This is a genomic window from Streptomyces sp. NBC_01341, from assembly GCF_035946055.1.
GTDB lineage: Bacteria > Actinomycetota > Actinomycetes > Streptomycetales > Streptomycetaceae > Streptomyces.
In genome coordinates this window covers 6,554,739-6,566,519 of sequence record NZ_CP108364.1, presented here as the reverse complement: position 1 = coordinate 6,566,519, position 11,781 = coordinate 6,554,739, and the positions used below count along the sequence as shown (strand labels likewise).

The following is an 11,781-nucleotide window of genomic DNA, read 5'->3' as shown; positions in this document are numbered from 1 at the left end:
CTACCGACGGGGAGCGGAACATGAGTCACCGAATGATCGACATACAGCGGCTCGGCACACTGGCGCGACTGACCTTCGGCAACACGGCCTCGCGGATCTACCTCGGCCTCGTCCTCGCGGTCACGGTGTTCGTCGCCGTCGACACACTGTTCGTGACGCATGACGACGCCTCGTTCGCCGGCGTCTGGCTGTTCCTCCTCGCCGCGCCGACCGTCTTCGCCTTCTTCCTCGGCAGCTCGATGGCGGGGGCCGACACGGCAGGCCCCGCCTGGTTCGTCTACCTCGCCCTGGTCGTGTCCGTGCTCGTCCAGGCCTGTGCGCTGGGATGGTTCTCGCGACTGGTGCGCCGGGCCGGCCGGGGGCACCCGGCACACCCGCAGGGCGTCTGACGCTCTGGCACAATCACCGCCGTGGAGATATCGGATCATCTGGCGTCCCTTTCGGCGGACGGCCGTTCACTCGCCTCGGCCGCCAGGCAGGCGGGGCCGGACGCACCTGTCCCGACCTGCCCGAAGTGGCAGGTGCGCGACCTCCTCAGGCACACCGGCACGGTGCACCGCTGGGCCACCGCGTTCGTCGTCGAGGGGCACCGGGCCTACCGGCCCGACGACGGCGAGCCCGACCTGGACGGCGCCGCCCTGCTCGACTGGTTCACCGAGGGCCACGGCCGGCTCGTCGACGCGCTGTACTCGGCGCCCGCCGGCCTGCGGTGCTGGACCTTTCTCCCCGCGCCGTCCCCTCTCGCGTTCTGGGCAAGGCGGCAGGCACACGAGACCTGCATCCACCGGGTGGACGCCGAATCGGCGCGCGGCGGCGCGCTGACGCCCGTACCTCCGTCGCTCGCCGTCGACGGGATCGACGAACTGCTGGCAGGTTTCCACGCGCGCGCCACGAGCCGGGTCCGGTCCGGCGCCCCGTGCACACTGCTCGTGCATGCCGTGGACACGGAGACGGCGTGGACCGTGCGGCTCTCCGACGGCCCGCCCCGCACGGTGCGTGGCGGCGACGCCGCGGGGCCGGTCGACTGCACCCTGAGCGGGACCGCCGAGGCCTTGTACCTGGCCCTGTGGAATCGCGCGCCCCTGTCGTCGGTCGAGGTCTCGGGTGACGCGGGCGTCGCCACGCTCTGGGCGGAGAACTCCGCGGTGATCTGACGGCGGCCGAACGCCGCCCCTGTGGAGCGCGTCCGGCGGGACGGCGGCCACACTCCCGGGCCGGGAGTGACCACGTACGCGCGGGGGCAAAGCGGACGCGGGACGGCAGAACTCCTTGTCGTCGGCCGCCGCTCCTGTGACACTCCGGGTATGCAACATCGCACCCAGGCACAGCGGGACGCCGCGACCATCGAGACCGGCTACGCGCTGGTGAGCGGAGCCTTCGTGGCGGTCGCCACCTTCATCGGGGTGTCACTTCCCGCTCTGCTCCTCGAACTGCCCGACACCGGCGAACGCCTGCTGTTTCTCAGTGGTGCGGTGCTGGGCGCGCCGGCCTTCGTCGTACGCGTGGTGCATGTGCTCCTGCGGTTCCAGCAGAGGCCCGGACCCCGGGGCGAACAGCCGGTTCAGTCGAGCCAGCCAGGGCGCACGAGCCCGGACTCGTAGGCGAGCACGACCAGTTGGGCGCGGTCCCGCACGCCCAGCTTGACCATGGCCCGACTGACGTGCGTCTTGGCGGTGAGCGGGCTCACCACGAGCCGGCGGGCGATCTCCGCATTGGAGAGCCCGATTCCGACCAGAGCCATGACCTCCCGTTCGCGATCGGTCAGCCCGTCCAGGACCGTGGCCGACGCGGGCTGCTTGGAACGGGCGGCGAACTCGGCGATCAGGCGGCGGGTCACACCGGGAGACAGGAGCGCGTCCCCTCCCACCACGGCACGCACGGCTCTCAGCAGCTCCTCCGGCTCGGCGTCCTTGACCAGGAAGCCGGAGGCCCCCGAGCGAATGGCCTCGAACACGTACTCGTCCAGTTCGAAAGTGGTCAGCATGACCACTCTCACGCCGCGCAGGGCCCGGTCCTCGGTGATCGTCCGGGTGGCGGCCAGGCCGTCCGCCTTCGGCATCCGGATGTCCATGAGCACGACGTCCGGCCGCAGTTCACGCACCAGCCGCACGGCCTCCGCCCCGTCGGCGGCCTCACCGGCCACCTCGATGTCCGGCTGGGCGTCGAGCAGCGCCCGGAACCCGGCCCGGACCAGCACCTGGTCGTCGGCCAGCAGTACACGGATCACGTCGTCCCCTCCGTGGTGGCATCGGTCCGAGGGGTGGAAACTCCCCGGCCGGAGAACAGCGGGATCTCCGCCGCGACCCGGAAGCCACCGCCCGCGCGCGGTCCCGCGTCGACGGTCCCCCCGAGGGCAGCCGCCCGCTCCCGCATCCCGACCAGCCCGTTGCCGCTGCCGCCGGCGTCACCCGCGGCGGCGGGCCCCTCGTCGTCCACCAGAAGCAGGAGACGTGCGCCCCCGTACACGACCTTGACGTCCGCGGTGCGCGACCCGGAGTGCCGCACCACGTTGGTCAGGGCCTCCTGCACGATGCGGAAGGCCGCGAGGTCGGCTCCGGGCGGGATCGCCTCCTGCACGCCCGACGTCCCGACGGTCACGGCGAGACCGGCCGCGGCAGCCTGTTCGACCAGCTCGGGCAGGCGGTCGAGCCCGGGGGCGGGGGCCCGCGGGGCGTCGCCGGGCGTACGCAGGCTCTCCAGCACCTGGCGCACTTCGCCGAGCGCCTCCTTGCTCGCCGATTTGATCGTGGTGAGCGCGGTGCGGGCCTGTTCGGGGTCGGAGTCGAGCAGGGCCAGGCCGACTCCGGCCTGGACGTTGATGACGGAGATGCTGTGGGCGAGGACGTCATGGAGTTCGCGGGCCATGCGCAGCCGTTCCCCGTCGGCGCGTCTCCTCTCCGCGGCCTCGCGCTCCGACCGGGCGGCCGCCCACTGCTCACGGCGCACCCTCAGCAGTTCCGCCGCCGCGACGATCGCCACGATCCACGCGGAGACGAAGGCTTCCTGGCCCCACGGTGCCGGGCCGTCGCCGTCCGGCGGCAGCCACCGGTAGAGCCAGTGGGCGGCGAGCAGATGGCCCGCCCACAACAGGCCGAGCGACCACCAGGCCGCCCTGCGGTGCCCCGACACGATGGCGCTGAAGCAACCGACGGCGACGGCGACGAACACCGGGCCGTACGGGTAGCCCAGACAGAGGTAGACGAGTGTCGCGGCGCACGTTCCGCCGACGGCGACCACGGGGTGGCGGTGGCGTACGAGCAGCACGGCCACCGCGGCGACCAGCAGCAGCCGGCCGACGGCACCGAGCGGCTCCCGGCCCTGCCCGTGGGCGGCGACGTTGGTGCCCAGCAGCACGATCACGGCGAGCACGACGGTCGAGAGCCAGGGCAGGCGGCCTCCCGGCCCCCGGCCGGCGTTGCTCCCGAGCCACGGCGGACGTCGGCCGGCCATGGGGGACGGCTCCCGGTGAGGGACGGCGCCCTGGTGGGCTCGCTGATCGCGCATACCCGCAACGCTAGACGCGCGGACGACCGGCGCGCGTCGGCCGGACGTGGTGGACGCGTGTACTCCCGGCGGAGTAGCGGCCGGGAGCACTCGCGTGCGGTACGCCCCGCCTGTGCGGCTCCCGGCCGGCCCGTGCGCCCTCCCGGGCACGTGTGACCGCCCAGCACTGCTGTCGGTGCGGCCCATCCGTCTCGTACGGCCGGTCCGAACGCGTTCCGGCCGGCCGCGCCCGCGCCACCGGGCCGAAGAAGGCCGCCCGGCGGCGCCCTCGGCTCGGGCGCCTCCGCCGCGTCAGGCTCCCCCGCCGCCGGTTCCCGCGCCCCGTCCGCGCAGGAGTCCGACGGAGTGTCCGAGCTCCTCGGCGGACCGCCGGAAGAACGGCTCACGGTCCTCCACGACCCGTTGGAACTGGCCGAACAGCTCGAAAGAGATCAGCCCGAAGAGCTGGGCCCAGGCCGCGATGAGAGCCGTCACCACGGCGGGAGGGAGGTCGGCGGCCAGGTCGGCCGCCATGCGCTCGGCCTCGGGGCGCAGATCGGCCGCGAGCGCAGGCGCCGCGAGTCCATCGGCGCCGTGGGCCTCGCGCACGACCCCGACCAGGACGAGGCCGACACGGGACGCGGGACCGACCGTGTCCTGGGGGGCGATGTATCCGGGTACGGGAGAGCCGTAGATCAGCGCGTACTCGTGCGGATGCGCGAGAGCCCAGTCCCGCACGGCGCAGGCGACCGCCGCCCATCGGGCGGCGTGACCGGCTGACGCGTCACGGGCCGCCGCCCACGCGGCCTCCGCCGTTTCACCCACCGCGTCGTAGGCGTCGACGATCAGTGCGGTCAGCAGGTCGTCGCGGCTGGGGAAGTAGCGGTAGAGGGCGGAGGAGACCATGCCGAGCTCGCGGGCGACAGCGCGCAGGGAGAGCTTCGCGGCGCCCTCCGCGGCGAGTTGTCTCCGCGCCTCGTCCTTGATCGCCGCGGTGACTTCGATACGGGCACGCTCTCTGGCTCCTCGGATGGTGCTCATGCAGTCAGCCTGCCACGAAAACAGAGCACCGAACAACAAAGAGAGCAGTGCTCTTGCTTTAGAGCATCGCACTCGTACACACTGATCTCAAGCGAGAGCACCGCTCTCGCAAATGAAGAGCACTGCTCTCTCGATCGCTTCTCTCCACGGTAGGAGCCCACCCATGTCGCAGCAGCCGTACTACCTCGAGGCCGACGCCTTCGCCCAGCGGATGAACAACGTCATCGGCTGGCTCGCACGCCACGGCGTCAGCCTCCTCGGATCCGCCGAGATGTCCGTCCCGGGGCGCAAGAGCGGTCGGATGCAGCGCATTCCCGTCAACCCCCACCTCCACGAGGGCGTCCAGTACCTGGTCTCCGCCCGCGGACACTCGCAGTGGGTGCGCAACATGCGCGTGGCCGGCGGCGGCGAGCTGAAGGTGGGCCGGAAGGTCCGCGTGTTCACCGCTGTGGAGATCGCGGACGACGAGCAGAAGGCACGGATCGTCCGCGCCTACCTCAAGCGCTGGGGCTGGGAGGTCAACCAGTACTTCCAGGGCATCACCGCGACGTCTACGGACGCCGAACTCCTGGCCGCCTGCCCGGACCACCCGGTCTTCCGGATCAAGGTCGAGAGCTGACCCCGTCCGCTCCCCGTCGGTCCATGGCGTGCAGAGCGCGCTGTGCCAGCGGATGCGAACGGACCAGCTCCGCCAGCGAGGTCGTCCCGCGGGTGATCCCGGCGAAGGCGTTCCAGGCGGGGCGGAAGCCCGTGAGCGCAGCGTGCAGGAGACCCGGACGTCGCTCGAACAGCCGGAGCATACGGCGTCCGACGCTCATCTCCACACCGAGGCCGGCCTTGATCGCGAACGCGTAGTTGAGCGCCTGCCGCCGGGCGTCGACCGCGTCGTGCGCCTCCGCGATCCGTACCGCCCACTCACCGGCGAGCCGCCCGGACCGCAGTGCGAAGGAGATGCCCTCCCTGGTCCAGGGTTCCAGCAGCCCGGCGGCGTCACCGCAGACCACCACCCGCCCGCGTGACAGCGGAGAGTCGTCGCTCCGGCACCGGGTCAGATGGCCGGAGGAGACCGTCGGCTCGAAACCGGCCAGGCCCAGCCGGCCGACGAAGTCCTCCAGATAGCGCTTCGTCCCCGCGCCGTCGCCGCGCGCCGAGATCACGCCGACGGTCAGCGTGTCGCCCTTGGGGAAGACCCAGCCGTAACTCCCGGGCATCGGGCCCCAGTCGATGAGCACCCGGCCGGCCCAGTCCTCGGCGACCGTCTCGGGCACCGGGATCTCCGCCTCGAGGCCGAGGTCGACCTGGTCGAGCTTCACTCCGACGTGGGCTCCTATGCGGCCCGCACTGCCGTCGGCGCCGACGACGGCACGGGCGAGCACCGTCTCACCGCCGGCGAGCACCACCGCGACGGTGCGCCGGTCGGGCACGGCGGGCCCGTGCTGCTCCACCCGCGTCACCGTCGCACCGGTGCGCAGTTCGGCGCCCGCCTTCTGGGCCTCCTCCACCAGACCGGCGTCGAACTCCGGCCGGTTGATGAGCCCGAAGAGCATGCGCCGGGACCTGCGGGTACGGGACAGCTTCCCGTTGAGCGAGAAGGTGACCGCGTGGATCCGGTCCTTCAGGGGGAGTTCGAACCCCGGAGGCAGGGAATCCCGCGAAAACCCGATGATCCCGCCGCCGCACGTCTTGTACCTGGGGATCTCCGCCTTCTCCAGCAACAGCACCCGTCGCCCTGCGACGGCTGCCGCGTACGCCGCGGAAGCTCCGGCCGGGCCCGCGCCGACCACGACGACGTCCCATACCGAAGACTCCTGCGGTACCGACGACGACTCTTCCGGCTCACGTCCGGCGTCTGCGTTCTCGCTGCTCACGATGTGCTTCTGCTCCCGATCCGACCAGTGACCCCAACTGCTCACGGCATCCTACGGCGCGTCGCGGCCGAGCTCCTCTGTGGGAGGATCAGCCATGAATTCGTCGTACACGCAACGTCGCACCCACGGCGTCGCACACCGTCGTGGCGACACCGCGCCACAGTCCTAACGTCGCACCCACCAGGAGCGTGCCCATGACCGCCCGTCCGATTTCCGAGACCGTTGCCTCGCTGATGCCCCGTGCCAAGGCGGAGCTGACCGAGCTGGTGGCCTTCCGGTCGGTGGCGGACCCGGCACAGTTCCCCAGGAGCGAGTGCGAGGCAGCGGCCGGCTGGGTCGCCGACACCCTCCGGGGAGACGGCTTCCAGGACGTCGCGCTGCTCGACACCCCCGACGGAACCCAGTCGGTGTACGGCTATCTGCCCGGGCCGGCCGGGGCGCCCACGGTGCTGCTCTACGCCCACTACGACGTGCAGCCGCCGCTCGACGAGGCGGCGTGGCTCTCCCCGCCGTTCGAGCTGACCGAGCGCGACGGCCGCTGGTTCGGCCGCGGCGCCGCGGACTGCAAGGGCGGACTCATCATGCACCTGCTCGCGCTGCGCGCCCTGCAGGCGAACGGCGGCGTCCCGGTCTCCGTCAAGGTGATCGCCGAAGGCTCGGAGGAGCAGGGCACGGGCGGGCTCGAACGGTACGCCGAGGCCCACCCGGAGCTCCTGGCCGCCGACACGATCGTCATCGGCGACACCGGCAACTTCCGGGTCGGCCTGCCCACGGTCACCGCCACCCTGCGCGGTATGACCATGCTCCGGGTGCAGTTGGACACCCTCGCGGGCAATCTGCACTCCGGTCAGTTCGGTGGCGCGGCCCCGGACGCCCTGGCCGCGATGATCCAGTTGCTGGCGTCCCTGCGGGCCGAGGACGGCACGACGACGGTGGACGGTCTCACGGCCGACGCCCGGTGGGACGGACTGCAGTACCCGGAGGACGAGTTCCGCAAGGACGCAAAGATCATCGACGGCGTGGAACTGATCGGCACGGGCACGGTCGCCGACCGGATCTGGGCGAGGCCCGCGGTCACCGTCGTCGGCATCGACTGCCCGCCGGTCGTCGGAGCCACCCCTTCCCTCCAGGCGACCGCCCGGGCCCAGATCAGCCTGCGGGTTCCGCCCGGCCAGGACGCCGTCGAGGCCACCAAGCTGCTGACCGCCCACCTCGAGTCGCACGCTCCCTGGGGTGCCCGGGTCGCCGTCGAACAGGTGGGCCACGGGCAGCCGTTCCGCGCGGACACCGGCAGCCCCGCGTACACGTCGATGGCCGAAGCCATGCGGCTCGCCTACCCGGGTGAGGAGATGCAGGTCTCCGGCATGGGCGGGTCCATCCCGCTGTGCAACACCCTGGCCGCGCTGTACCCGCGGGCGGAGATCCTCCTGATCGGTCTGAGCGAGCCCGAGGCCCAGATCCACGCGGTGAACGAGAGCGTGTCCCCCGAGGAGCTCGAACGGCTCTCCGTCGCCGAGGCGCTGTTCCTGCGGAAGTACGCCGACTCCAAGGCGGTCTGACGACGTACCGGCGCGCCGCCGGACCCCGGGTCCGGCGGCGCGTCCGCGTACCCGCGGGACCGGCGTGCGTCATGTGTCCCGCGCGCTGCCCCGCACAGGTGCGTGGACAGGGCGGCAATCCCGGAGCCGGGCGGCTCCGGCCCCGGTGGTTCGCCGGCCGGGCACCGGCAGCCCGGCGGGCCTATCCGCCCACCGGCACGCCCGCCTCCAGGTTCAGCACGGCGGACCGTTCCCGGGCGCGCAGTGCCCAGCGCAGCCGCTCGAAGCGGGTGGGAGGCAGCAGACCTGCCGCCTCCTCCTCCGTGACGAACCGCCAGTCGCGCAGCTCCGAACCCGGCAGGAGCAGTTGTGCGGCCTCCTCCGCGCTCAGCCGGCCTCCGTCGAAGAGGAAGCGCAGTCCTCCGTACGCCGGCGGTCTGGGCGCCTCCCAGTCGACGACCAGGAGCTCAGGCAGCCTTCCCAGGCTCAGTCCGAGTTCCTCGGCGACCTCGCGCACCCCGGCCTGCGCGGGGGCCTCACCGGCCTCCACCACACCGCCGGGGAATTCCCAGCCGGGCTTGTAGGTGGGGTCGACGAGCAGGACACGGTCCTGTTCGTCGAAGAGCAGGACCCCCGACGCGACGGTCTCCGCCCGCGGCGCGGGAGTCTGCACGATGCCGCACTCTCTGGCCGCACCGCTGCTCAGGGCCTCGGCGATGCGTTCGGCCGTCGCGTGCGGGGTCAGGGAGCTGGTGTCGATGGTGTGCGCGTCGGCTTCGATCCAACTCAGCGCTGCCCGGTAGGGCTCGACGTGGTCGTACGCCCGCTCCCTGATCCGCTCGCTGTGCCCGGGGTCGTCGGCGAACTCCTCCCGCTCGGCGATCCGTTGCCGCAGGATCGTTTCCTCTGCTGCCAGCAGCACATGCCGAACGGGTATGCGCCGGGAGGCGAGTCCGCCGAATATCTCGTCCCGGTAGTCCTGCCTCAGCAGGGTCATCGGAACCACCAGCACCCCGGACAGCTCGGCGAGCAGTGCGGCGGCCGTGTCGACCACCAGCCGACGCCAGATCGGCAGGTCCTGGAAGTCGGTCACTTCCGCGAGTTTCTTCTGGGGCAGCATCCGCCGCAGTCCGCCGCCGATCAGCTCGGGGTCGTACAGGGTGCTGTTCGGGATCAGATCGATCAGTTCGCAAGCGGCGCTGGTCTTGCCCGCGCTGTACGCACCGTTGATCCAGACGATCACGGGTCCCCCTCTTCCGTAGCCCCCTGTGGCTTGCCCGCAACACCCCGTTGCGGAAACCCCGTCGGGGCGGTGCGGTTGCACCGGGGCGGCAGCCGGGAGCGTCCCACTGTACGAGCACGTACGGGCGGGACGGCCCGTAACGGGGGGCGGCGGGCGTCGTTGGAGCGGGTAGCCACAGGAACGACGACGGGGGTGCGCGGTGCGCCGCACGGTACTTGAGCAGTTTCCCGCGGGAGGGCCGCGGGGCAGCCGGCCGGCGGAGGAGTTCGCCGCGGCCCGCCGCGGCGAGGGAGTGGCCGCGGAGGTCGTGATGGACCTGGAGCAGGACGCGTTCCTCGTGGTCGTGCCCCAGCAGACGGCGGACCGGGGCCGCAGGCCACGCTGATCCGGCGCCGGGCGGCCCCGGTCCCGGGAGGCCCGCGCCTACTTCGCGGCGGCGGGTACGCCGTTGACCGCGGCAGGCCGGAGGGCCGAGGCCGCGGCCGCCGCGCCCACCAGGCCGGCGTCCGTGCCCATCACCGCGGAGGTCACCGTGAGGCCCTGGACGAAGGAGAGCGTGGCGTAGTCGCGCAGGGCCTCGCGCAGCGGCGCGAAGAGCACCTCGCCCGCGCCGGCCACTCCCCCGCCTATCACCGCGATGTCGATGTCGGTCAGGGTGGCGGTGGCGGCGATCCCGGCTGCCAGGGCCTGGGCCGCCCTTCCGAAGGAAGCGACGGCGACCGGGTCCCCGGCCCGCGCCGCGGCGGCCACCGCGGCCGCCGTGTCGTCGCCGTCGGGCCCCGGGCGCCAGCCGTTCTCCAGGGCACGCCGGGCGATGTTGGGCCCGCTGGCGATGCGTTCGACGCAGCCGCGCGCGCCGCACGGGCAGAGGTCACCGTCCAGGTCGACGCTGATGTGACCGATGTGACCGGCGTTGCCCGAGGGGCCGGGGTGCAGCTTTCCGCCGAGGACGAGCCCGCCTCCGACTCCGGTGGACACGACCAGGCACAGCGCGTTGTCGAAGCCGCGGGCGGCCCCGAGCCAGTGCTCGGCCGCAGTCATCGCGACCCCGTCGCCGACCAGTGAGACGGGCATCCCGCCGGTAGCGGCGGAGACACGGTCCACGAGCGGGAAGCCGCGCCAGCCCGGGACGTTGACCGGGCTGACCGTGCCCGCCGTGGCGTCGACCGGGCCCGCGCTGCCGATCCCGACCGCGCTCACCCGGGGCCACAGGGCGGAGGCGGTCAGTTCCGCCAGGATGTCACTCACGGCGCCCATGACCGACTCGGCACCCTCCCGCGCGGGCGTCGGCCGCTGCGCCCGGACGAGAAGGGAGCCACTGCCGTCCACCAACGCGCCGGCGATCTTGGTGCCGCCGATGTCGAGCGCGGCGACGAGGTCGGTATGCATCGGTGTGGACTCTCCGGAGGGGTGAGGGGCAGGACCTGCGACTTCGGTCGACGGTCCTCCCCAGTCTCCATTCTGTTGACAACGTTGTCCAGGGCCTATGCTCGACGCCACAGCTTCGGGACACTCCACGGCACCGCACGAGAGGCCCCCGAAGCACTCGTTCCCGACGACAGGACAGCGCACCGTGGCCGAGACCACCCGTCATTCCGAGTCCCGCTACGGCAACAGGCCGACCATGAAGGACGTGGCGGCCCGAGCCGGAGTGGGCCTCAAGACGGTATCCCGGGTGGTGAACAGCGAACCCGGGGTCACCCCGGACACGGAACGCCGCGTGCAGGAGGCGATCGACGCCCTCGGCTTCCGCAGGAACGACAGCGCGCGTGTGCTGCGCAAGGGACGCACGGCCTCCATCGGACTCGTCCTCGAGGATCTCGCCGACCCCTTCTACGGGCCGCTGAGCCGCGCCGTGGAGGAGGTGGCCCGTGCCCACGGGGCCTTGCTGATCAACGGCTCCAGCGCCGAGGACCCGGACCGTGAGCAGGAGCTCGTCCTCGCGCTGTGCGCCCGCCGGGTCGACGGACTGATCGTGATTCCGGCGGGCGACGACCACCGCTACCTCGAGCCCGAGATGAAGGCCGGCATCGCCACCGTCTTCGTCGACCGCCCGGCGGGGCGGGTCGAGGCGGACATGGTCCTCTCGGACAGCTTCGGGGGCGCCCGCGAAGGCGTCGCGCATCTCGTCGCGCACGGGCACCGCAGGATCGGCTTCGTCGGCGACCAGCCGCGCATCCACACCGCGACGGAGCGACTGCGTGGCTACCACACCGCTCTGACGGAAGCCGGGATAGAGGTCCGGGACTCCTGGGTGTCCCTCGGTCCGACCGACCCCGACCGGGTGAGGACGGCCGTCGAGACCATGCTGTCCGGCCCCGAGCCGGTGACCGCGCTCTTCTCGGGCAACAACCGGGTGACCGTCACCGCAGTGCGCGTCCTCGCCGAGTGCGACCGCCGGATCGCACTGGTGGGCTTCGACGACATCGAGCTCGCCGACCTGCTCGGCATCACGGTCATCTCGCAGGACGCCGCCGCGGTCGGCCGGACCGCGGCGGAGCACCTGTTCCGGCGCCTGGACGGCGCGGGCCACCCGCCGGCCAGGGTCGAGCTCCCGACCCGGCTCATCCCCCGCGGTTCGGGGGAGCTGCCGCCGGCCTGAGGCCGC

The 11,781-nt window shown here is 72.5% G+C and carries 13 protein-coding genes; 7 read left to right on the top strand and 6 right to left on the bottom strand.

Annotation, left to right across the window (positions count from 1 at the left end; genetic code table 11):
* Positions 1-20 precede the first annotated feature (20 nt).
* From OG206_RS28980 to OG206_RS28970, 3 genes are all read left to right on the top strand, one after another.
* Complete coding sequence (locus OG206_RS28980; RefSeq protein ID WP_327121246.1) at positions 21-389, top strand: SCO4225 family membrane protein; 369 nt, start codon at positions 21-23, stop codon at positions 387-389.
* Positions 390-410: 21 nt separating this feature from the next.
* Entirely contained in the window at positions 411-1,154 is a 744-nt protein-coding gene (locus tag OG206_RS28975; RefSeq protein WP_327121244.1) for a maleylpyruvate isomerase family mycothiol-dependent enzyme, read from the top strand.
* Positions 1,155-1,304: 150 nt separating this feature from the next.
* A complete protein-coding gene (locus tag OG206_RS28970) occupies positions 1,305-1,601 on the top strand; it encodes a DUF6332 family protein (protein WP_327121242.1) in 297 nt (98 codons plus the stop codon).
* On the opposite strand, the gene OG206_RS28965 is transcribed toward OG206_RS28970, so the two are convergent.
* The 3 genes from OG206_RS28965 to OG206_RS28955 form a co-directional block, all read right to left on the bottom strand.
* The gene (locus OG206_RS28965) at positions 1,562-2,227 is read right to left on the bottom strand and encodes a response regulator transcription factor (protein WP_327121240.1); all 666 of its coding nucleotides are present in this window, start codon (positions 2,225-2,227) and stop codon (positions 1,562-1,564) included. The two genes, OG206_RS28970 and OG206_RS28965, sit on opposite strands and share 40 nt — an antisense overlap.
* Entirely contained in the window at positions 2,224-3,504 is a 1,281-nt protein-coding gene (locus tag OG206_RS28960; protein WP_442805910.1) for a sensor histidine kinase, read from the bottom strand. The genes OG206_RS28965 and OG206_RS28960 overlap by 4 nt, the downstream gene beginning before the upstream one ends.
* Before the next feature lie 291 nt (positions 3,505-3,795).
* Positions 3,796-4,524 (bottom strand): TetR/AcrR family transcriptional regulator, encoded by a 729-nt coding sequence (locus OG206_RS28955; RefSeq protein ID WP_327121238.1) that lies wholly within the window; start codon positions 4,522-4,524, stop codon positions 3,796-3,798.
* Positions 4,525-4,687: 163 nt separating this feature from the next.
* Here OG206_RS28955 and OG206_RS28950 point away from each other — a divergent pair, with 163 nt between their 5' ends.
* Positions 4,688-5,143, top strand: a complete 456-nt coding sequence (locus OG206_RS28950; protein WP_327121236.1) for a nitroreductase/quinone reductase family protein — start codon at positions 4,688-4,690, stop codon at positions 5,141-5,143.
* Here the strand turns inward: OG206_RS28950 and OG206_RS28945 are convergent.
* Positions 5,127-6,392: a geranylgeranyl reductase family protein gene (locus OG206_RS28945; RefSeq protein WP_327121234.1), complete on the bottom strand. Its 1,266-nt coding sequence runs from the start codon at positions 6,390-6,392 to the stop codon at positions 5,127-5,129. The genes OG206_RS28950 and OG206_RS28945 overlap by 17 nt on opposite strands.
* 194 nt (positions 6,393-6,586) lie before the next feature.
* Here OG206_RS28945 and OG206_RS28940 point away from each other — a divergent pair, with 194 nt between their 5' ends.
* On the top strand, positions 6,587-7,951 hold the full coding sequence (locus OG206_RS28940) for a dipeptidase (RefSeq protein ID WP_327121232.1): 1,365 nt from the start codon (positions 6,587-6,589) through the stop codon (positions 7,949-7,951).
* 181 nt (positions 7,952-8,132) lie between these two features.
* On the opposite strand, the gene OG206_RS28935 is transcribed toward OG206_RS28940, so the two are convergent.
* Positions 8,133-9,173: an NUDIX hydrolase gene (locus OG206_RS28935; RefSeq protein ID WP_327121230.1), complete on the bottom strand. Its 1,041-nt coding sequence runs from the start codon at positions 9,171-9,173 to the stop codon at positions 8,133-8,135.
* 199 nt (positions 9,174-9,372) lie between these two features.
* Between OG206_RS28935 and OG206_RS28930 the strand changes: the two genes are divergently transcribed.
* Positions 9,373-9,558, top strand: a complete 186-nt coding sequence (locus OG206_RS28930) for a hypothetical protein (RefSeq protein ID WP_327121228.1) — start codon at positions 9,373-9,375, stop codon at positions 9,556-9,558.
* A 38-nt stretch (positions 9,559-9,596) separates the two neighbouring features.
* Here OG206_RS28930 and OG206_RS28925 read toward each other — a convergent pair whose 3' ends face one another.
* Positions 9,597-10,562, bottom strand: a complete 966-nt coding sequence (locus OG206_RS28925; RefSeq protein ID WP_327121227.1) for an ROK family protein — start codon at positions 10,560-10,562, stop codon at positions 9,597-9,599.
* A gap of 184 nt (positions 10,563-10,746) precedes the next feature.
* Here OG206_RS28925 and OG206_RS28920 point away from each other — a divergent pair, with 184 nt between their 5' ends.
* Positions 10,747-11,775, top strand: coding sequence for a LacI family DNA-binding transcriptional regulator (locus OG206_RS28920; RefSeq protein WP_327121226.1), 1,029 nt, complete (start codon positions 10,747-10,749; stop codon positions 11,773-11,775).
* Positions 11,776-11,781 lie beyond the last annotated feature (6 nt).

What these genes read in the sequence shown, in the direction of transcription:
- OG206_RS28925 (WP_327121227.1), bottom strand. Translation starts at nt 10,562, where the DNA reads ATGCATACCGACCTCGTCGCCGCGCTCGACATCGGCGGCACCAAGATC.
- OG206_RS28940 (WP_327121232.1), top strand. Translation starts at nt 6,587, where the DNA reads ATGACCGCCCGTCCGATTTCCGAGACCGTTGCCTCGCTGATGCCCCGT.
- OG206_RS28955 (WP_327121238.1), bottom strand. Translation starts at nt 4,524, where the DNA reads ATGAGCACCATCCGAGGAGCCAGAGAGCGTGCCCGTATCGAAGTCACC.
- OG206_RS28980 (WP_327121246.1), top strand. Translation starts at nt 21, where the DNA reads ATGAGTCACCGAATGATCGACATACAGCGGCTCGGCACACTGGCGCGA.
- OG206_RS28960 (WP_442805910.1), bottom strand. Translation starts at nt 3,504, where the DNA reads ATGCGCGATCAGCGAGCCCACCAGGGCGCCGTCCCTCACCGGGAGCCG.
- OG206_RS28970 (WP_327121242.1), top strand. Translation starts at nt 1,305, where the DNA reads ATGCAACATCGCACCCAGGCACAGCGGGACGCCGCGACCATCGAGACC.
- OG206_RS28950 (WP_327121236.1), top strand. Translation starts at nt 4,688, where the DNA reads ATGTCGCAGCAGCCGTACTACCTCGAGGCCGACGCCTTCGCCCAGCGG.